This is a genomic window from Marinobacter salinexigens, from assembly GCF_008370345.1.
GTDB classification, from domain to species: Bacteria; Pseudomonadota; Gammaproteobacteria; order Pseudomonadales; family Oleiphilaceae; genus Marinobacter; species Marinobacter salinexigens.
Map to the genome: position 1 here is coordinate 153380 of NZ_VTUU01000001.1, position 20042 is coordinate 173421.

At 54.2% G+C, this 20042-nt stretch carries 21 protein-coding genes and 1 other RNA gene; 7 read left to right on the forward strand and 15 right to left on the reverse strand.

Going from position 1 to position 20042, the window contains the following annotated elements:
• Window positions 1-106: 106 nt before the first annotated feature.
• Window positions 107-787, reverse strand: coding sequence for a ribose-5-phosphate isomerase RpiA (rpiA, locus tag FWJ25_RS00730; protein WP_149598335.1), 681 nt, complete (start codon window positions 785-787; stop codon window positions 107-109).
• Between the two features lie 140 nt (window positions 788-927).
• On the opposite strand from rpiA, the gene ilvA reads away from it, so the two are divergent.
• Window positions 928-2457, forward strand: a complete 1530-nt coding sequence (gene ilvA, locus FWJ25_RS00735; RefSeq protein WP_149598336.1) for a threonine ammonia-lyase, biosynthetic — start codon at window positions 928-930, stop codon at window positions 2455-2457.
• Window positions 2458-2727: 270 nt separating this feature from the next.
• Window positions 2728-2892 (forward strand): hypothetical protein, encoded by a 165-nt coding sequence (locus FWJ25_RS19570; protein WP_188093537.1) that lies wholly within the window; start codon window positions 2728-2730, stop codon window positions 2890-2892.
• On the opposite strand, the gene FWJ25_RS00740 is transcribed toward FWJ25_RS19570, so the two are convergent.
• The 10 genes from FWJ25_RS00740 to FWJ25_RS00785 all read right to left on the reverse strand — a co-directional run bounded on the left by FWJ25_RS00740 (window position 2862) and on the right by FWJ25_RS00785 (window position 11638).
• The gene (locus FWJ25_RS00740) at window positions 2862-3509 is read right to left on the reverse strand and encodes a 5-formyltetrahydrofolate cyclo-ligase (RefSeq protein ID WP_149598337.1); all 648 of its coding nucleotides are present in this window, start codon (window positions 3507-3509) and stop codon (window positions 2862-2864) included. The two genes, FWJ25_RS19570 and FWJ25_RS00740, sit on opposite strands and share 31 nt — an antisense overlap.
• Before the next feature lie 156 nt (window positions 3510-3665).
• Window positions 3666-4775, reverse strand: coding sequence for a helix-turn-helix domain-containing protein (locus FWJ25_RS00745; protein WP_149598338.1), 1110 nt, complete (start codon window positions 4773-4775; stop codon window positions 3666-3668).
• A gap of 6 nt (window positions 4776-4781) precedes the next feature.
• On the reverse strand, window positions 4782-5441 hold the full coding sequence (locus FWJ25_RS00750) for a hypothetical protein (protein ID WP_149598339.1): 660 nt from the start codon (window positions 5439-5441) through the stop codon (window positions 4782-4784).
• 279 nt (window positions 5442-5720) lie between these two features.
• Window positions 5721-7496 (reverse strand): retron Ec67 family RNA-directed DNA polymerase/endonuclease, encoded by a 1776-nt coding sequence (locus FWJ25_RS00755; protein ID WP_149598340.1) that lies wholly within the window; start codon window positions 7494-7496, stop codon window positions 5721-5723.
• Between the two features lie 225 nt (window positions 7497-7721).
• Window positions 7722-8672: a DUF6538 domain-containing protein gene (locus tag FWJ25_RS00760; protein WP_149598341.1), complete on the reverse strand. Its 951-nt coding sequence runs from the start codon at window positions 8670-8672 to the stop codon at window positions 7722-7724.
• Window positions 8673-8753: 81 nt separating this feature from the next.
• A non-coding RNA gene (gene ssrS, locus FWJ25_RS00765) (6S RNA) lies at window positions 8754-8935 on the reverse strand.
• A 110-nt stretch (window positions 8936-9045) separates the two neighbouring features.
• The gene (locus FWJ25_RS00770; protein ID WP_149598342.1) at window positions 9046-9342 is read right to left on the reverse strand and encodes a cell division protein ZapA; all 297 of its coding nucleotides are present in this window, start codon (window positions 9340-9342) and stop codon (window positions 9046-9048) included.
• A complete protein-coding gene (locus FWJ25_RS00775; protein WP_149598343.1) occupies window positions 9342-9548 on the reverse strand; it encodes a TIGR02449 family protein in 207 nt (68 codons plus the stop codon). Before FWJ25_RS00775 ends, FWJ25_RS00770 begins: the two co-directional genes overlap by 1 nt.
• Before the next feature lie 102 nt (window positions 9549-9650).
• Entirely contained in the window at window positions 9651-10925 is a 1275-nt protein-coding gene (locus tag FWJ25_RS00780; RefSeq protein ID WP_149598344.1) for an ABC transporter permease, read from the reverse strand.
• Window positions 10922-11638, reverse strand: coding sequence for an ABC transporter ATP-binding protein (locus FWJ25_RS00785; RefSeq protein ID WP_149598345.1), 717 nt, complete (start codon window positions 11636-11638; stop codon window positions 10922-10924). The genes FWJ25_RS00780 and FWJ25_RS00785 overlap by 4 nt, the downstream gene beginning before the upstream one ends.
• 71 nt (window positions 11639-11709) lie before the next feature.
• On the opposite strand from FWJ25_RS00785, the gene FWJ25_RS00790 reads away from it, so the two are divergent.
• Window positions 11710-12231 carry a DUF3299 domain-containing protein gene (locus tag FWJ25_RS00790; RefSeq protein ID WP_149598346.1) on the forward strand — a complete coding sequence of 174 codons (522 nt, stop codon included), beginning with the start codon at window positions 11710-11712 and terminating at the stop codon, window positions 12229-12231.
• 2 nt (window positions 12232-12233) lie between these two features.
• On the opposite strand, the gene FWJ25_RS00795 is transcribed toward FWJ25_RS00790, so the two are convergent.
• Window positions 12234-12791, reverse strand: coding sequence for a ZrgA family zinc uptake protein (locus FWJ25_RS00795; RefSeq protein ID WP_149598347.1), 558 nt, complete (start codon window positions 12789-12791; stop codon window positions 12234-12236).
• Window positions 12792-12927: 136 nt separating this feature from the next.
• Here FWJ25_RS00795 and FWJ25_RS00800 point away from each other — a divergent pair, with 136 nt between their 5' ends.
• Genes FWJ25_RS00800 through FWJ25_RS00815 form a run of 4 tightly spaced genes read left to right on the forward strand, consistent with a single transcriptional unit; the run spans window position 12928 to window position 17410 of the window.
• Window positions 12928-13527, forward strand: coding sequence for a UPF0149 family protein (locus FWJ25_RS00800; protein WP_149598348.1), 600 nt, complete (start codon window positions 12928-12930; stop codon window positions 13525-13527).
• A gap of 26 nt (window positions 13528-13553) precedes the next feature.
• Window positions 13554-14873: a Xaa-Pro aminopeptidase gene (gene pepP / locus FWJ25_RS00805; RefSeq protein ID WP_149598349.1), complete on the forward strand. Its 1320-nt coding sequence runs from the start codon at window positions 13554-13556 to the stop codon at window positions 14871-14873.
• 4 nt (window positions 14874-14877) lie between these two features.
• On the forward strand, window positions 14878-16158 hold the full coding sequence (gene ubiH, locus FWJ25_RS00810) for a 2-octaprenyl-6-methoxyphenyl hydroxylase (RefSeq protein WP_149598350.1): 1281 nt from the start codon (window positions 14878-14880) through the stop codon (window positions 16156-16158).
• The gene (locus FWJ25_RS00815) at window positions 16151-17410 is read left to right on the forward strand and encodes an FAD-dependent monooxygenase (RefSeq protein ID WP_149598351.1); all 1260 of its coding nucleotides are present in this window, start codon (window positions 16151-16153) and stop codon (window positions 17408-17410) included. Before ubiH ends, FWJ25_RS00815 begins: the two co-directional genes overlap by 8 nt.
• A 17-nt stretch (window positions 17411-17427) precedes the next feature.
• Here the strand turns inward: FWJ25_RS00815 and FWJ25_RS00820 are convergent, their stop codons facing one another.
• The 3 genes from FWJ25_RS00820 to FWJ25_RS00830 form a co-directional block, all read right to left on the reverse strand.
• A complete protein-coding gene (locus tag FWJ25_RS00820; protein WP_149598352.1) occupies window positions 17428-18366 on the reverse strand; it encodes an FAD:protein FMN transferase in 939 nt (312 codons plus the stop codon).
• A 69-nt stretch (window positions 18367-18435) separates the two neighbouring features.
• Entirely contained in the window at window positions 18436-19788 is a 1353-nt protein-coding gene (locus FWJ25_RS00825) for a DUF3570 domain-containing protein (protein WP_149598353.1), read from the reverse strand.
• Window positions 19779-20033 carry a DUF4266 domain-containing protein gene (locus FWJ25_RS00830; protein ID WP_149598354.1) on the reverse strand — a complete coding sequence of 85 codons (255 nt, stop codon included), beginning with the start codon at window positions 20031-20033 and terminating at the stop codon, window positions 19779-19781. Before FWJ25_RS00830 ends, FWJ25_RS00825 begins: the two co-directional genes overlap by 10 nt.
• Between the last annotated feature and the right edge of the window lie 9 nt (window positions 20034-20042).

The window sequence follows — 20042 nt, forward strand, 5'->3', positions numbered from 1 at the left end:
TCGCTCACAATCATGTACCAAGCAAGCGCTTGGTTTTGGTTTTTGCGGGCAATAAAAAAAGCTGGCCTGATGGGCCAGCTTTCAGGAGCTCGATACCGGACTGATGTCAGGCGCCCTGTCGGGGGATGCTCTTTACGCCATCCTTGGTGCCCAGCAGTAGCAAGTCTGCTGCGCGGCGGGCAAACAGGCCGTTGGTCACGACGCCGACAATGTTGTTGAGCTGTTCCTCAATGTGAATCGGACGTGAGATGTCCATGTTGTGAACGTCAATAATGATGTTGCCGTTATCGGTCACCACACCTTCCCGGTAAACAGGGTCGCCGCCAAGTTTGACGATTTCACGACCTACATGGCTACGGGCCATAGGGATCACCTCGACCGGTAGCGGGAAGTTGCCGAGCACGCCGACCATCTTGGATTCATCGGCAATGCACACAAAGGTTTTGGCGACAGCAGCTACGATCTTCTCGCGCGTCAAGGCTGCGCCGCCGCCCTTGATCAGTTCCAGGCGTTCGTTACTTTCGTCGGCACCATCCACATAGAACTCAATCTCGGCAACGCTGTTGAGATCGTAGACCGGGATGCCGTGACCTTTCAGGCGGTCGGCCGTCGCTTCGGAACTGGCGACGGCGCCCTCGAACTCATTCTTCAACTCCGCCAGGTAATCAATGAAGAAGTTGGCGGTGCTTCCGGTGCCAACGCCGACAATGCTGTCGCTCTGCAAGTGGGGGGCGATATAGTCCACGGCGGCTTTGGCGACGGCTTTTTTGAGTTCGTCCTGGGTCATTGTCGGGCTCCGGCAGAAAATCTGGATAGTATTTCGCGCATTATAGCCTCTTACGTCGGTCTGCTTATAGACGGCTACCGTGCAAACTTTCTACACTGTGGCCTTTTCCCCGCGAAAACTCACCAGCAACCGGAACCACTATGCCGCAACGCTATATCAAGAAGATTCTCGATGCCCGCGTCTATGACGTAGCCATCGAAACACCCCTGACCGAGGCCCGTAGTCTGTCCAAGCGCTTTGACAACAATATTATGCTCAAGCGTGAAGACCTTCAGCCGGTGTTTTCCTTCAAGATTCGTGGCGCGTACAACCGGATTGCTCAGCTTTCTGAAGAGCAGAAGGCGAAAGGGGTTATTTGTGCTTCTGCCGGTAACCACGCTCAGGGCGTTGCACTTGCCTCCAAAAAGCTGGGGATCAAGGCGGTGATTGTGATGCCCCAGACCACGCCTGATATCAAGGTGAAGTCCGTCAGATCCCATGGTGCGAAAGTGGTCCTCAAGGGTGATGCCTTTGACGAGGCTGCTGCCCACGCGCAGGAACTGATCGCCAAGCATGGCTACACCTACATCCCGCCTTACGATGATCCGGATGTTATTGCAGGGCAGGGAACGGTTGCCATGGAAATGATGTGGCAGTTTTCCCAGCCGCTGCATGCGGTATTCATTCCCGTAGGCGGTGGCGGACTGGTGGCTGGTATGGCTGCCTATATCAAGTACCTGCGCCCGGAAATCAAAGTGATCGGTGTTGAGCCGGAAGACTCCAATTGCCTGCAGGCGGCGATGAAAGCCGGCAAGCGTGTGGTTCTGGACGAAGTGGGTATCTTTGCTGACGGTGTAGCCGTCAAGCAGATCGGCGAGGAGCCCTGGGAGGTCTGCAAGGATAATGTGGATGAGGTGATTACCGTTTCCACGGATGAAATCTGTGCAGCAATCAAGGACATTTTTGAAGATACCCGTTCCATTGCCGAGCCGGCAGGTGCGTTGGCTGTCGCGGGTATAAAGAAGTACATCGAGCGTGAACAGATCGAAGGCGAGAATCTGGCGGGCGTGCTCAGCGGCGCCAACATGAATTTTGACCGTTTACGGTACATCTCTGAGCGCACTGAAATCGGCGAAAAGCGTGAAGCCATTCTGGCGGTGACCATCCCTGAAAAGCCTGGCGCATTCAAGACCTTCATCAATGCCCTGCACAAGCGCAGTATCACCGAGTTCAACTATCGCTATGCTGATAGCGCCGATGCCACCATTTTCGTTGGCATCCAGATCCAGGCTGGCGGGCATGGCCGTGATGAGTTGGTGCAGGATCTCCGGGAAAACGGGTACTCGGTGGTAGATCTTACTGACAGCGACCTGGCCAAACAGCACATCCGCCACATGGTGGGTGGCCACGCGCCAGCCATCACCAACGAAAAGGTCTTCCAGTTCGAGTTCCCCGAGCGCCCTGGGGCTTTGCTGAAGTTTCTGATGTCTCTTGGCACCCGCTGGAACATCTCAATGTTCCACTACCGCAATCACGGGGCGGCCTATAGCCGGGTATTGCTGGGGGCCCAGGTTGAACATGACGAGGTGGCGGATTTCGAGAAGATGCTCAGCAAGGTCGGCTTCCGCTATGAAAATATGACCGACAATGAGGCCTATCAGTTGTTCCTGGGGGCTGGAAACAACCGATAATCTCTGGTGCCCGGGTGGAGCGGCTTTCCAAAACTGTGCGGAGCCATGGATGGCGGAGCTCAAGCGTCACATGGACGTGCCGCAAGGAGCGAGTTTTGGAAAGCCGCTCCACTTGGGCTCTCCCGTTATGTCTGGTTATTACATAATTTTAACCAGTGAAAAATTGTAAAATTGAAGATGCGTGTTAGTCTTTGGTCTAATTCTCGAAGTCAGAAATAGCTGACTGATTTCTAAACAAATTGCCAATCACACAGGAAGGATTGTAAAGCCATGGGTGCTAAACCTGACATCATTAAGGCCATCGTGCTGATTTTTGCTGTCGGACTTGTAATCACCGGGTTTACTTCCATCCACGCCTCTGAAGAGAAGCCGCGGGCTCAGGAAAGCGTCACTGTCGGCGTTGTTCAGTCCTCGGATAACCTTCTGAACCGGTAACTCCGCCGGTCTGTGACCACCCCATGCAGTGGCACGTCCCAAGGTTCTACCGGTAACTCATTCACCTTCTGGAAATCATGGGCCAGGCCGATGAGTTTGGGTGCCAATCTGGGTCTGATTCGGCTGAAAGCAAACGTTCGGTCGTAGAAACCTCCACCCATTCCCAATCTCCCTCCTTTCTCATCAAAACCCACCAGCGGAAAAAGCACTGCATCCAACGCCCAGGGTGGGCGCTTCAGCCCTTTGCTGAAGGACGGTTCCGGAATGCCGAAGCGGTTGGCCGAGAGCTTGATGCCATCATGATAGGGGCTGAAAACAAGATGGCCTTCATGAACAGGGTGTAGTACCGGCAAATAAAAGGTGATGCCCTTACGCCGTGCCATGGTCATATACAGATGTGGGTCAATCTCGCCATCGTTGGGAAGATAAATCGCAATATGCCTGGCCCGATGCATATCGGGGTGGTTTAACAGGTTCAGGGCGAGGGATTCGGATGCCCGCTGTTGCTGTTCCGTGCTCAGAGAGCGGCGAAGCCGGCGAATACGTTGGCGTAGCTGGCTGCGGGACAGGTTGTCGGGATGAGGTTCGAACGGTTGAGGGGGGATGAACTGAGTCAAGGTAAAGCTTCCCGGGCTGCCGTTATCGGATGTGGCCCTTGAACCCAAAGTTCAGGTTTTCGGTGAACGGAGGGCGTGAAAACAATGGCTTACGGTCGCCATGCTTCTGGTTTTGTACCAGCAGGTTGTGCATCATCTCAGTCTCCAGCGCGTTCATCAAGTGACTTGTGACGGGAATGCGACGACATTGTCGTTCGTCTCCCATTGGGTATTCATCAAGAGATCGCTCGTATCCGTAAGCGTGCCTATTATCTGGCGAGATATACCCAGTCGTTCAAAAATTCCACCAAAACTTGAGCCAAATGTTTCACCAAGAAGCTCAAAAGAGTTTCTTAGTAATTCTGGCTTTTCGCGAATCACTAAGTCATCAAACTCTTCGTTCCGTGAACCTTTCTTGCTCAGCGTAATATTAGCGGTCCTGTATTGGCTGGGCGTGATCAAGTTGGCTTGCCGAAGTCGAAAGACAGTAGCCCTCATACTGATGCCCCATTTGACCTTGATCTGTTTGATAGATTGCCAGCTAATGCGGCTGCTGGGCCGGTAACTGGTTAGCAAAGCTTCCTGAGGGAGAAGGAAATAGCTTGCAAACTGGTCTGCCTGGGATTCTGTGTCTCTGCATCCCGATTCAACGCCTTTGTGCATCACCATATGACCAAGCTCGTGAGCAAGGTCGAAACGCAACCTCGGTGAATTCTTTTTGCTATTGATCACAATAATTGGTCGTTCACGGTGGACAGATAACGCATCGACTTTCTCGGAGATATCACCTAAAGACGTAATGACGCCCCCTGCGTGTTCGATCACCCTTGCGACACTCTCGATTGGTCCTTTACCAAGTCCCCAGTATTCTCTGCACCTCTTCGCGGCAATTGCAGCATCCAGACTAGTTTCAATTGGTCCAAAATCAGGGAAGTTCACTTGAGGCAGCTCAAGATGTTGGCTAAGTGCATCAACGATTCTGTGAACCAAGGTAATCCGTGCGGTACATTCACGAACTGAATACATCGGAACGGAAGACAGCTTCCTGAAGTGACACTCCTCATCTTTGACGGTGTTGCCTATCGCTCTACTGAAGAAGCCGGGGGTTACGCCCAGCTCGAAACTGAGGGCATCCAAAAGATCAGCTGATGGCTTTTTATCAGCTGTTTCGAGTTGGCTCAGATACTGCCGCGTCGTTCCCACGCGTGCCCCAAGCTCCTGCAAAGAAATGCCCGACGTGAGCCGGGCAATTCTAAGGCTATCTCCGAAAAATTCAGGAGTGTTCATCAGTCATTACCTTCCCGAATCATCATTCCCTGCCATGCGCTTTTCCTCTGTCTCTTCTTCATTTCCGGTCTTCGGTCTCGGATTTTGCCTAATCGAGACGGAGGCAGCAGGTAGGGAAACTGGTTTGTACTCTTCATCATAAATGCTGCTCAACGGTGTGAGCATTTCGTCCACCGGAACATCCCGCTGAGCTATCACTTCTCCGAAGTCTGTTAATCCAACAAATTGCAGAGATAAAACTTCTCCGCCCGGACCTGTCTCCATGGCATAGGACCACACCAGATTAGGTATATCCTCGAGTTCGGTAAAAAGCCCAAACTGTCGAAGCTCAGGATAAGAGGTGGCTCGGGATAGGATGTTTTGCTTTGGTTTGTCGGTATTGCCCCTAAACATACTCACCGGGGTACCGCCTATTGAAAAAATGAACCGCAAAGAGCCGTCGATGATTGAAAGCCAAGGAAACTCTCCACTATCAACGGCTTGGCTGACTTTGGAGCTTCTCCAGGCATAAGACCTGCAGCCAGTGCTCCAGCCGTTGTCGTATGTTTCCTCTTTATCAATCACTTCGTTGTGAGCTTCAACAAGCAACTGACCAACAGTATCAATTCGTTCATTGGTCAGCTTTTCGTTGATTTCGAAGGGTTGCAGCATGCCGGTCCACTCCATCAATGATCACCTGGCAGAAGTTTGATGCAAAAAATAGAATCTGTCAACTAGCTTCCGGTCTGTCAACTATTGTGAATGATGTAAACTAGAATCGCTCTCGGGCTACTTTAGATTGGTTACGTTCGTTTTGGATTTCGTGTTTGAGGTCGACACCCGCCCGTTGGCGTGAACTCAATACGAGTAAGCTGCTATTCTCAATCGCCTCTTAGGAGATACGTTGGTCTAAGATTTCAGGGAAGGCTTCGCTTTCGCCCTCTGCGCTTCTGAGTAAGTTTCAAGCTAAGTGTGCTTAGAGTAATGTTCGATGACTGCGGAAATTCGATTCAGTAAAGGTTTAAAACCATCAAAATTGATTGAGTTTTTCTTTTCTTTAACAACTCTGTTCGCGAAGATTTCTTTACCATATTCTTTGGAGGTGTCAGGCTTTCCTGGATTGAAGGATTTTCCGCCGACCTTAATACTCTTTGTCGTTGCGTCAAAAAGGTCTTCGATTGCCGTATCAGATGATCCGTTCAGTGGTGTTAAGATAAGATAAAGATTGTGCATTATATGAATAAAGTCTGCATTTTTTATATCATTTTTCTTGGTAGTACTTGGATGAATGGTAGTAGTGCGAAGACCTTTAATAAGGTTTATTATTCCATTAGACCCCGAGTCATTATCGAGCAGCAGTATGACAGGGTTTTTTGGCTTCGGAGCCTTATAGAAAGAATAGTTTTTCTGGTAGTTTTCGACAAATCCTTTTAAGTAGTCTGCGCCACCAAATATTTCCAGCAAGAATCGCGTTCTCTTCGAGTAGTTGAAGAAATGAACTATAGGTTTATATTCGCCGTGTTTAGATTTGCTTTTTGCTAACCTGGGATAATGGTCTTGAAGAACATTAATCGCGCTTTTCAGGTATACATTGTCCGTTTTTCCTTCGCACAAAATGGTCGGCTTATTATTTCCATAGAAGTACCTATAAAATAAGAATCGGCTGAAAGTTTTTTCTCTGCCGGTTAGAAGATTGCTGGTATTTTTTCTATGGTTCTCTAACTTGTAAAGAGGGTTTAGTGGTGGTTTTTGGCGAAGTCGATTGAAAAAGTCAACTTGATCAATGAAGTTCAACTGACCTTCCAGTTCATTGATGTTTCCGATCGCCATGCCTTGGTCTGTAAGTTTGTAGAATGTTCCGGTTCTAAAAAGGGAATGGCATTGAGACTTCGCAGTACGCCAGTACTCTTTTTTAATGTTAGGCTTTTTGTTAACAATCAAGCCGGTAACATCTTGTCTTGAGTCTTTGTATTGAATTCTGGTTTTCTTTGAGTTTATCGTGAATCCCGAACTTTCTATTTCTCGTCTAAGTCGTTTTCCAGGAGTGTATTTCCCCTTTTCTTCAGCCATCAACTGGCGCGGAAAAACTTCTTCTCTTGTAGAGAAAGTGATGTCGTCTGCATACCTTGAGTAAGTGCATGAGTATTTTCTTGCCAAACTCGCGAGCTTTATGTCAAGCGAGTGGGTGATCAAATTTGTTATAACCGGTGAGCATGGACTGCCTTGCGGAAGTTTATTGTTATAGCATGCTATCTGAGCAATCACTGTAGCGATATCTGGGTGAAGCTCAAAATTTCTATTTTTTATGAAGAATCCTCTGACGCGTCCAAAGTTGAAGCTATCAAAAAAGTCATCTAAGTCTAAGTTAAGTACATTTTTATTGTTAATATGCATCAAGGCATTTGTGATGATCGACTTTTTTCTTGAGAAACCATGGGAGAGCATTGGGTAGGTGTGGATGCCATGCTTTTCGTTGTGCTGGTTTTTCTCTTTGCCTTTGTTTATTTCGTCAATGCAGTCTAAAAAAAGGTCTGATAGCTTGGACTGTATATCTTTGAGTCTTTTGGCTGGCGCATCGATTGTTCTGAAGCCACCGTTTTTTTTGGGGATTTGGAACTGAAAATACTGAGTGCTGGGCTTTAGAACATATAGTGTATAAGTCAAATTGGATCGTTTTATTTCCAGTAAATCTGCAAGTTCTTTTTTCGTGGTTATTGATTTTAAGGTTGTAAGCTTGCTCACAGTTCAGCCTGCTCAAAGATGGGGAAAGAGAGTGGCTTATGGGCACTCCTACGCACCCTGGGGGAGACTGCAGCATTACGAGACGCAATCTTAAGGGCAATGTACTGGGACATTTTTTCCACTGATCGCGATCCGCGATCCAAAATCTGCCCATAAGCCAATTCGGAGGCTACCCCAAAGTATACGTGATATCAAATGCTTAAGGTCGAACTAGAAGAAGGGGTTCTACCCCGTTACTGCGGCAACCCGCTTCAGAGCGGCTGTGACTCCGCTAGCGGTTCGGACCGGAAGGTTTTCTTCGCTTGCCATGTCTCGCTGTCGATCGAGTGACAGCTGGCGAAATTCTTTTGGTTTTATACCCGAACGCTGCTCAAAGTTTGGAATAGTGGTATCGGGAAGTTCGCGGAGCGCGTCGCGGAACGATAACGCATGCTCGCGAGTTAGCATTGATAACCTAATGTCGCCTGTGTGCTGTATGAGCTTGGAAAAGTCGCTGCGATAGGTTGCCACCTTGCCTCGGTCTTTGGGGTTGGCTGAGTCGCTGTAGAGGGCTTCAAATCGATTCCAAATGTCTTTTAGTGTCGGTGTTTCTGTGTTTTCGACGATGGTGCTTTGCCTGCGAGATTCGACAGGGTCGCGCCCCTCGATTAGGAGTGCTTTCTCTGCCAATAAAATGAGCAGCTGATGAAATTTCGCGCTCTTGTGGTTGAGGGCAATGCCGTGGTGTAGGAGTAGGGATCGAGCATCTGTACCGAGTGCTTTATCCAACTTCTCCAGGCTGCTGGCTTGAGGGCAGGAATCTAAATTAAGAAATGAGGAAGACGTTCTTGGTCCACCCGGCAATTGGTGAAGAGAGAGTGGGGATATTGGATCACCGGAATCGGCACCGGACCTCGCGAGGGAATACCATTCGTTCGCCAGCTTTTGTAGTTGGAGGTCGGTGATTTCCACGGTACCAAAAAGTTGCGCTCTCGCGTTGGCAATTTGTCGCTCAACGCATGCGCTGATCTGGTAATAACGGCTTCGTGCTGTTACCGGGTCTGCAGTCTGGAAGCTGTATTTGATCTCGCGTTTGCCGAAGTAGGGACGCAACTCTACTGGGATGGCTTTTCGGAAGAAAAGGTTGACGCTTTCAGGGCGTCGGTGGAGGCTAGCTTTGAGGCGTAGAACAGTCACTTTTTGTACCAGTCTTTTGTACCAGTTCGGTATTGAACAAAGACCGTAAGTAACTGTTTTCAGGGTAACTCGTTGAAAATAAAGCTTCCCGGGCTGCCGTTATCGGATGTGGCCCTTGAACCCAAAGTTCAAGGTCGGTGGCCGCTGTGACATATTAGGCTTTCCCCTGACGGGGACTTGCTCACAATGTCCTGAAGTAGCCACCTGGGTAGTGCGCATCGGCTCGAGGACGTATCCGACCATCGCGAACAGCCCAGGAAGTTGAGTCCATTATAGGGGCAGACACGGGGCCGATTGCAACACCTGTCTCGGAAAATCCGTGTCTCTGGCATGGCACTGTTCAGAGACTGTTCAGGTGTCGCGCAACAACTGATCAGGTTGCTGGTTTTTCGCCCAGTACACTGTCGAGTTTTCCACTCATTGCCTTCAACAGCGTGCTGGTGGCATCAGACATGGTGTCCTGTTCCAGCAATTCGTGAGTGATGTTCAATGCGGCCATGACCGCGATGCGTTCGGTGCCAAACACCTTGCCGCTGGACCGGATTTCACGCATTTTCCCGTCCAGATGCTGGGCAGCGCGAATCAGAGCTGCCTGCTCCTCTTGCGGGCAGGCCACCAGGTATTCCTTGTCGAGAATCTTCACCTCAACGGTGGTGGGGTGCTGTGACATCAGTGGTGCTCCAGTGCCCGAAGGCGGCCTATCATCGCTTCGATCTTGTTTTTGGCAAGATCATTCTTGTGCATGAGCTGGGCCCGTTCCCGGTTCCAGTCGTCCTGTAGCTCCCGGAGGGTGGCGTTGTCGCGCTCCAGTTTTTGGCAGTGCTCTATCAGCTTGTCCAGCTTGTCCGCTAATACCTGTACTTCGGACTGTTCCATGACTTGCCCAACATCGGTTGTTGTGAATGCAAGTAACTATAAGTGTGGACGCTAAGTCGGTCAATTTACAGGGTTGTCATGGCCCACACTGCGTGACGTCTGTCACTTCTCTCCTGTATCCCCGAGGCCCATGGCCCGGCTCTGGCGCCAGGCGCTGAAGGCCGGGATAAGTGCCACTGCAAATGCCGTGGCAGGGATGCTTGCCAACAGTGCCCATTCAAACGAGTTCAGGGGGCGTAAGGGTATGTGCAGTCCATAGCTGGCCAGCATCCAGGGGCTCAGGGTGGCAATGGCCAGTGCCCCCAGTATCACCGCAAACATGCAGGCAACCACAGCGAGTGCCACGCACTCGATCACATAAAGAACTGCAATCAGGGAGGGGGATGCCCCGATGGCCCTTAGTACCGCAATCTCATGGGCTCTTTGAGCCTGTAGTGTCAGCAACACGGCAATAAGCCCGATCAGGCTGGTGATCACGACAAAGCCGGTAATGCCGAGCAATGCCCGTTCGAACTGGCCCATAAGGCGCCATAGCTCGCTCAGGGCTACACCGGGAAGAATGGCAGACAAAGGCTCCAAGGTAGACTGGTTAATCTCCCTTTGAACCCTGAAGGTGAGGATCTTCTGATCGAGTCCGGCAAAGGCGGCAGTAATGGCGTCCGGAGTAAAGCTAAGGCCATCGGCTTTTTCCGGCGTCAGGGTGCGCCCGGGAATTGCGACTCCGGAAGACCAGCCCACGTGCATGGCCTCCATTCCGTCCAGACTGATGTAAACAGCCTGGTCGACAGGCGTACCCGTAGGAGACAGGATTCCGATCACGGTAAAGGGGGTTTGCTCGTGATTGGAAAAGCTGGTTTTGCCTCCGCCATGGGACAGCACGATCCGGTCACCCGGGCTGTGCCCGAGCCCGCGGGCGACGCCAGCACCGAGCACTACATCGAATACCTTGTCAAACCACCGGCCCCTGGCCAGCTCCAGCGGGCTGCCCTGGCCGTAGCGAAAGTGATCCAGCATCCGTTTGTCGGTTGCGACCACCCGGTACCCACGGTAGGAGTCACCCAGTGATATCGGGATCAGCCAGCTTATTCTCGGGTCTTCTTCCAGCTGCTGGAAGGTGGACCAGCGAATGTTGTTGGTGGCGTTGCCAATATGAAACACCGTATACAGCAGTTGATTTATCTGGCCGCTGCGGGCACCGATGATCAGGTCGGTGTCTGAAATGGTGTTGGTGAACGACTGCTTGACCTCGGTCCTCAGGTACTGGATGCCCAAAAGCAGGGTGACGCTCAGGGTGAGGGTGAGACAGACCAGGGCCAGTACCCGGCGCCGGTGCCACAGGCTGCACCGGGCCAGGAAAAGTGCGAGCTTCAGCTTCATTCAGCAGGCCCTCCCAGCTCAATCTGATGATGGAAATGGGGCGCAAGGGATCGGTCGTGACTGACAAACAGCACCGAAGTGCCCCGTTCTTCGGCCAGGGTCAGCAGCAGATCCAGGAATCGGTCCCGGTTATCGGCGTCCAGAGCTGACGTGGGCTCATCTGCCAGGATCAACTCCGGGGAGCCGATCAGCGCGCGGGCTGCCGCCACTCGTTGCTGCTGGCCAATACTGAGACTGGTCACCTTGCGCTGCCAGTGGTCCTCAGGGATGGCCAGGGCGGTGAGCAGCCGGCGGGCTTCATTCTCAGGGTCAGGGTCGGTTGCCTCCCGGCGCGTAGCCGACAGCTTGCAGGGAAGAGTGACATTGGCTTCTGCAGTCAGGTAGGGGACGAGGTTGAACTGCTGGAATATCACGCCGATGTGATCGGCCCTGAACCTGTCCCTTTCTCCGGACCGTGCCTGATGAATGTCCTTCCCCAGCATGTGAATGGTGCCAGTTAACGGCGTCAGCATACCGGCAAGCAGGCTGAGGAAGGTGCTTTTCCCGGTGCCGCTGGGCCCATGAATGAACAGGTGCTCGCCGGCCGCAATGTGGATATCCGGGAACCTGAGTAACGGAAGGTCTGCCTGCCAACGGAAACTCAGATTGCTCACGTGCAGTGCCGGTGTCGTGTCCGGGGAACCGTGGGGCATGGATGCTGTCTCGCTGTTCATGTTGGTTGTGGCCTGGTCCGTGTATGATGCGTCAGGTCTCATCGCTTATTTGACACGGAGAATGCTGTCGGATGTTTTCTGTTTATCACTCGTTGCCCGCGAGGCTCATGTTGTCGGTTGTATTGGCGTGCTTGTGCGTTGTGTCGTTCAGGGTTCACGCGGAGCCCCGGGAAATCGACTGGCTTGAACTCATGCCGGCAGAAGATCTCGCATTGTTGGAGAATATGCCAGAAGTGGAGCATCAGGGCGACGGCCCGGCTCTGCTGCCGGATGAAATCATGACTGGCCGTGTGGTTCCGGAGATGGAGAACGTCAATGGGCGAATTCCCGGGTTTGTTGTGCCTTTGAAAACCACGGAGGACATGCGCATTCTCGAATTTTTCCTGGTGCCTTACTACGGCGCCTGCATCCACGTGCCACCCCCGCCGCCCAACCAGATCATTCATGTGAAATACCCCGAGGGTTTCACCATCGAGGCCCTCTACGATCCGATATGGGTTGAGGGTACGCTGATGATCCAGCGTACCGAACACGCGATTGGCACCTCGTCGTATGCCATTGTGGCGGACTCGGTCTCGCCCTATGAAGAGTAAACCTACTGGGCGAGGCTGACGTTATTCTCGCCACTGGCCAGCCGGGTTGAGCCCTGTCCTTCAGGTCCGACCCAGGAAATGTCCAGTCGGTCTACGGCCGGGAACTGACGAGTGAGGCTGGTGACCAGTTCCCTGCTGGAAGCAATCTCGGTGCAGGCAAGTACCTGTGTTACTTCAATATCGGAATGGCTCTGTTCGTGGTTGCCGGCATGCTCGTCATGTCCGTGTTCGTCGCTTTCGCGATCTTTGAGTGCATCAATATCGGCCACGGCGTTTTCGACAGTACAGGTTGAGCTGATGGTGTTGATCAGCGGTGTGTTCTCCAGCCAGCGCTGAATTGCCAGTACTTGCTGCTTCTGCTCAGGTGTTCTGGCTTTGTGCTCGAATCCCAGCAGGTTGTGGGCTGGGGAGGTGAAGATCAGGTCAACCCGGCCGTCGTCGATTGCAAACTGCATTTCTGCATGTCCATGTTGATGGGCCGCCGGGTTGTCGCTGGCCAGTAGCGGCGCGCTGACAAAAAGTGAGAAGGCCAGCAGCGATAGGGCGGGGGTGAACTTCATTACGGGGCACTCCTTCAGGTTGATATGTTATAACATATTGGGTATTCGCGTTGGGAAAAGCAACCGATCAGTGCCTCCAGTCACCCTGGATGCTACGATAGGCACTTCACTCAATAACACAGGATTGCTCCGGTTCATGTCAGAAACTGACACTTCTGGTGCTGCACGCGCCGCCGAATTCGAGCGTTGGGCCAACGTTTTTACTGCCCACAAGGCTTTCAGTCACCCTTCAGAGTTGCATGGCGTCCTGTGTGGTCGTCTTGCTGCCGGTAGTCGCATAGAAGAACCGGAATGGCTGACGATGGTGTGTGAACACATGGGCCTGCCCGACACTGCCATTGATGAGTCTGCGGACCTGGCGCCGTTCATGAATAAGGCCTACGAACAGACGCTGGATCTTCTGAAGGCGGCGGACATGAGTTTCCACCCCTTGTTGCCGGATGATGATTACGCCATTGAGCAGCGACTTGAAGCTCTGGTGGCTTGGGTGCGCGGTTTCCTGGAAGGAATGGCGCTGGCTGCTGGAGAGTCTCTGGGGCAGGCTCCCGATGAAATTCGGGAACTGATAGAGGACATGGTTGCGATCAGCCAGCTTTCCGAGGATGAGGAAGCTGACGAGGAGAGCGAACAGCAGTTGCTGGAAATTACCGAATATATCCGGCTCGGCGCTCTGGCGGTCTTTACCGAATTCAATGCCCCGGAAACCTCAGATTCGAAATCACCGACCCTGCACTAAGCAGGCAGAAGACTGCGGGAGAGAATATGTCGTCCATGATACCCGTCAAGGAATTTGCTGAACGTCGCCGCAAGCTGATGGAGCGGATGGCGCCCGAGAGTATTGCCATCATTCCTGCTGCGCCCGAGCGTGTGCGCAACCGGGATGTACTGCATCCGTTTCGGCAGGACAGTGACTTTCACTACCTCACAGGTTTTGATGAGCCGGAAGCTGTATTGGCGCTTATTCCCGGTCGGGAGCATGGTGAATCGGTTCTGTTCTGCAAGGAACGGAATCCGGAGAAAGAGCTGTGGGACGGTTTTATCGTGGGGCCAGAGGGTGCCATAGAACGTTTCGGACTGGACGATGCCTTCCCGATTTCGGATATCGACGACATTCTTCCGGGTATGATAGAAGGCCGGAGCCGTGTTTATTATCCTCTGGGTAAGGACGACAGCTTTGACAGCCGCGTGATGGACTGGGTCAAGACGATTCGCAGCAAGGTGCGCACCGGCGCCCATCCCCCCGGGGAATTCGTCGCCCTGGAATACATGCTGCATGACCTGCGTCTATACAAAAGTGCAAACGAAATCAAAGTCATGGCCAAGGCGGGTGCGATCAGTGCGGAGGCTCATTGCCGCGCGATGAAGCGGGCTCGCCAGGGTGGTTTCGAATACAACCTGGAGGCCGAGCTGATCCATACCTTTATGGAGAATGGCGCCCGCTCGACCGCGTATCCGTCAATCGTCGGTGCCGGGGTCAACGGTTGTATCCTGCACTACATCGAAAACACGGCACCTTTGAAGGACGGTGATCTGGTGCTGATTGATGCCGGTTGTGAACTGGAGTGCTATGCCTCTGACATCACCCGTACTTTCCCCGTCAGTGGCAAGTTCAGCCCGGAACAGCGCGCACTTTATGAGGTGGTGCTGGCTGCTCAGTATGAAGCGATTGATGCAGTCCGTCCCGGTAATCACTGGAACCATGCCCACGAAGCTGCGCTGAAAGTGCTTACCCAGGGATTGATTGATCTTGGACTGCTGTCCGGCTCTCTGGAGGATGCGATTGCCAACGAGGCCTACAAGCCCTTCTTCATGCATCGCACCGGCCACTGGCTTGGTATGGACGTGCACGATGTGGGCGACTACAAAGTGGGCGATGCCTGGCGAGAACTGGAGCCCGGGATGGTCCTGACCGTTGAGCCAGGGCTCTATATTGCGCCGGATAACGAAGACGTAGACGAAAAGTGGCGGGGGATTGGCATCCGCATTGAGGATGACGTTGTCGTCACCAAAGAAGGTTGCCGGGTACTCACTGATGGCGTGCCTAAAACCATTGCAGAGATTGAAGCGCTGATGGCGGACTGACCCCGTGGCAACAACCGATACCGACCTGATTATTGCTGGTGGCGGCCTTGCCGGGGCGACACTGGCGCTGGCTTTATCACGAGCGGTTCCGGAGCTGCGGGTCACGGTGGTGGAGTCGTTCCCTCTGTCGCCTGACGCTGTCCCGGAAGACTACCAGCCCAGCTATGACAGCCGTTCCACGGCGCTGGCGTGGGGCTCCCGCCTGATTTTCGAGGAACTTGGCCTCTGGCAACGCCTGTCAGAACACGCAACACCGATTGAGCACATTCATGTCTCGGACCGCGGCCGTTTTGGCGCCACACGACTGAATGCTTCAGACCACAGCCAGCCGGCATTGGGCTATGTAGCGGATAATCGTTGGCTGGGGCTGTGTCTGATGCGTGAATTGCTGGCGACCGGTGTTCAGTGGCTGGCCCCTGCAGAAGTAGTGGATATGACGCCGCAACCGGGCGGTGTCGGCGTGTCCATTAAAGAAGGGGGCGATCTTCGCACCCTGACCGCACAATGTCTGGTGGTGGCCGATGGTGGCCGTTCTGGTCTCCGGGAGAAACTGGGATTTCAGGTTCGCCAGCAGTCCTATGGCCAGAATGCTCTGATCGCCAACGTCTCGACCGGCGAGAGCCATCAGTTTACCGCATTCGAACGCTTCACAAGTGCTGGTCCCATGGCTCTGTTACCGCACGGCTCTCCCCGACGTGCGGGCAATCAGTCCGCGCTGGTATGGACGTTGACAGATGAAGCGCTGGCCGAGGTTTTGTCACTGTCCGATGCCGGGAAGTGCCAGCGTCTGCAGGAGCGGTTCGGCTGGCGGCTTGGCCGTTTTAACCGTATTGGAGAGTGCAGCCATTACCCACTGACGCTGACCACCGTTGACGAGCCGGTGCGGGCTGGCGTGGCGCTTGTTGGCAACGCAGCACATGCCCTGCATCCGGTTGCCGGTCAGGGTTTCAATCTGGCGCTCAGAGGCCTGATGACCCTTGTGGAGCAGTTTCGACTGGCCCAGTCATCCGGGCGATCCATTGGTGATCTCAGGGTGCTGCGCCGCTATCAGGAACAGCATCGCCAGGACTGGCAGCAAACGGTGCAGTTTTCCGATTCCCTGATTCGTGTCTTTGGTGATGGCTCTGTACCCATACTGGCGGCCAGGGATGTAGGACTGGTCGGGCTGGATATGCTGCCTGGCGCAAAACGCTGGTTTGCACGCAAAGCAATGGGAACCGGAGGCCGGCGAGCTGATATTCACGGTCGCGGATCATCTGTCGGGGAGTTGTCAGGGCATGAGTGATCGTCGTAGTTTCAATGAACAGCGCAAAGAACCGTGCAATGAACCGTACGATGTGCTGGTTGTCGGTGCCGGTATGATTGGTTCCGCACTGGCGTTGGGCCTGTCCCGGCAGGGCTGGCGCGTTGGTCTGGTGGAAGGCAGCAAGCGTGATGTGCTGCTGGAGGAGTCTGCGCCGGCAAGGGATGTTGATGATTTTGAACCCCGGGTCAGTGCCATTTCCGTTGCCAGTCAGCAATTGCTCGATGAACTCGGAGTCTGGCGGTCAGCTACCGCCGGGCGCCATTGCGCCTATCAGGCGATGACCGTGTGGGATGGCGACGGCACCGGCCGTATCCACTTCGATGCTGCCGAGCTTCAGTCCCGGTCTCTGGGGACCATCATCGAGAACCGGAGCATTGTCCGTGCACTGATGGCGGCGTTGGTCGACAGTGATGTGGCAGTGATGGACGGAGCGCAGGTTGTTGGCTGTCGCCAGCGGGGGGATGTCCGCTCTGTTGAGTTGGCCGATGGCCAGACTCTTTCTGCCGGGCTCGTGGTAGCGGCTGATGGTGCCCAGTCCCGGTTGCGTCAGTGGGTTGGCCTGCCTACCCGGGAGTGGGATTACGATCAGCAGGCCATTGTCTGTACGGTCCAAACCTCCCAGAATCATCAGAATACCTGTTGGCAGCGCTTCTCTCCCTCCGGACCGCTGGCTTTCCTGCCGTTGCTGAATGAACAGGGTGAAGACCGGTTCTGTTCGATCGTCTGGTCCCAGGACACCCACGAGGCCCGGCGCCTGATGGCGCTGGATGAAGAGCGCTTCAGGGCGGAGTTGGAGCGGGCTATCGAGAGAGAGTTGGGAGTGGTGGAGCAGGTTTCCCGGCGTTTTGCCTTCCCGTTGAGGCAGCGTCACGCCAAGGACTATATTGCGCCCGGCTTTGCTCTGGTGGGTGATGCGGCTCACACCATCCATCCGCTGGCTGGACAAGGTGCGAATCTTGGCTATGGCGATGTCCGTGTCCTGCTGGAGGAGCTGGCTCGCGCCCGGCAATCAGGGTTGGCCCCCGGGCATTCCATGGTGCTGTCGCGTTTTCAGCGCCGTCGTAAAGGCGAGAACCTCGCCATGATGGCTGCGATGGAAGGCTTCAAGCAACTGTTTGCGCGGGACGAGTTACCTCTGCGCTGGCTTCGTAACACCGGTATGCGCTGGCTTGACCAGCTCGCACCGGTCAAGAATCGCATTGCAGCTGAGGCGATGGGGCTCAAACGCTAACGCCCCGGAGGGGTGCATCAGGAGCGTTGTACCCAGTATTGCACCTGTTGCTGTTGCAGGAATTCTTCGGCTTCGCTGCCCTGAAGCATGGCGAAGGTGGCCAGCATGCCGGCGAGGGTACAAGTGGGGGCAGCAACCGTTACGCTGTGTGGTGCTTCGGGCACCGGCCACCCGGTTCGCGGGTCCAGAATATGGCCATAGCGAACACCGTCTTTGACCAGGTAGCGTCGGCTATCACCGCTGGTCGCCAGGGCACCGCCTCGAAGTGACAGCGTTTCGGTACTATCGCTCAGCTTCTTGTGATCCTCCACCCCGACTACCCAGGCCTGGCCGTTGGTTCTGGCGCCATTGCAGGCAAGATCGCCGCCGAAATTGACCAGTAGAGAGGTGCCCTTCGGCAGGCTCCGGTTCAGATCCAGCACGATTCTGTCGACCGCATATTCCTTTCCGATTCCCCCGAAATCGATCTCCATGCCCTCTGGTAATGTCAGAGTGGGGCGTTGCCAGTTCAGTTTGTTCCAGCCCACGAGTCGCAGGAGGTTGTCCGTATCGGACTTCTCCGGTAGGCGGTCACTGCCATCAAATCTCCAGGCCCGGCGCAGAACACCAGAGGTGATGTCGAATCGGCGATCGCTGAGTTCGAAACACTGGGCTGCGTAATCGAGCATCAGTGAGAGCTCGTCATCGACAACGACAGGTTTGCCGTGACTTCGGTTGATCCTGTCGACCGGGTTGCCTTCGACGTAACGGGAAAACTTGTGTTCCAGGCGCCAGGTTTCCCGGGCCGCATAACGGAGTGCCTCTTCCGCCTGAGCCCGGCTTACGCCCTCCATCAGAATTTCACAGGGGCTGGCCATAGCCTTAAAGCGGCCTTGCCAGTTGCGCCCGGAGCCCTCTAGTTGTGGCTGAGGATGCTTGGCAGGGTTGTCTGCGGGAGCAATGGTGATAGAAGTCATGGCGTCCTGAACAAAGACCCCGCCCGATCCGGAGGATGGGCGGGGCTGGCTGGATTGCATTCGCTACGGTCAGAAATTATAGCTGAGCTGCAGCCACATGGCGTTGGTATCAGGGTAAAGATCGTGGCTGGTGAGCTTGCCAAAGCCCTCGTCGCCGTCATTGCTCTGGATCATATACTCGGCCCTGATGGCCAGTTCCCGGTCCTCGTCCAGGCGGTATCCCCACTTGGCACCGAAGGTCATGCCGGTGAGCTCGCCCAGGCGATAGTCGGCACTGGCTTCCGAGACTGTCGGAGTGCCGCTGTTGTATTCGCTTTCAGTCAGGTAGCGCTGGTAGAAATCCGCCTCTGACTGCATGTAGTAGCGGAAATGGGGTTCCAGATAGCTGTTCGCCAGTCGCCAGCGATATTTCAGATCGATGGTATGGGAGGTGATGCCCCAGTCATCGATCATGAACCGGTAGGAACCGTCCATCACATCGCCGTTGTCCAGCATGTACTTGGTTTGCCAGTACAGCGAATGTTTCATCCGTGTGTCGGGACGGTTTTCATACAGGTAGACCGGGTTACCATCGGCTCCGATCAGGTTGCCACCATAGTTGGCGCCTGCAGACTCATCGATCACGCTCAGGATTTTGTATGGATCGGTGAGATACCCGCTTGAGTAACTGACACCGTAGTTGAATTGCATCAGCGTGCGGCGATTTATAACCTGGGTAACACCGAAGAGAGCATCGACCAGAGTCTTGGTGTCGTCACTCTCGCGGGTAGCGGCAAACTCCTGATCGAACTCTGCTTCAATCTTGTTGTCCCTCAGCGCCATTCGCGAGAGGCCGACGGGTGCGCCGCCAACCGGATCAACAATATCAACCCCCAGGGACAGACCGCCAGTCAGGGTCGTGTTCTTGTTGTTGAGGTAGCGGGAGAGGCTGCCATTCACGGCTGTCGACAGGTAGTCATATTCGCGTGAACCATAGGCGCCGACAGAGTAGGTGTAGTCCCGGTTCAGTGGCGCAGTCCAGGAACCGGATACGGCAACACGGGTATCCTTGAAGCTGTCATCGAGCGGCGCTTCGCCTGCATCCACTGTGTAGCTTCCACTGCCGGACGGACGGGTAAAGGTTTGCGGCAGATCGCTTGGGGTGGCACCGGAGGGTGAGGCACCGGTAAGGGTATCTGCCACCAGTTTCAGGTTCAGCTTTTTGTCGCCATCGAAGTTCCGGGTCGCGCTGATCACCGGTTCGGCGGCCTGGACCCGGTCGTCAGTCTCGGAATAGATCAACAGCGCTGTTTCGACATCCCATTCTCCGGGTTGGTCTTTGGCCAGGGTCGTTGTTGCCTGGACACCGAGCAAAGCACAGGTCGCTGTTGCAAGAGCACGCCCGACGGGCTTTCCGTTCTTCTTATCGTTGATCAGTTGCATCCGCAGCCACCTCCACCAAAGCCACGTCCACCGCTGGACGCTTCCTTACTGAAATAAATGTGATCGTCCAGCCCGGCATCGACTCCGGAAACCGTCAGTTGCATATCGGAATCGGCCAGAAGGTCCCGCTCCCAGGGTTTAACGCCAAGGTTGCTACAGCCCGAGGCTGCCAGGGTTGCCGATAGTGTCAGCCATGTACCCACCTGCCTGAGACGGCGGCGGGAAAACAGGATGCTTGTGGGCATATGTTTCTC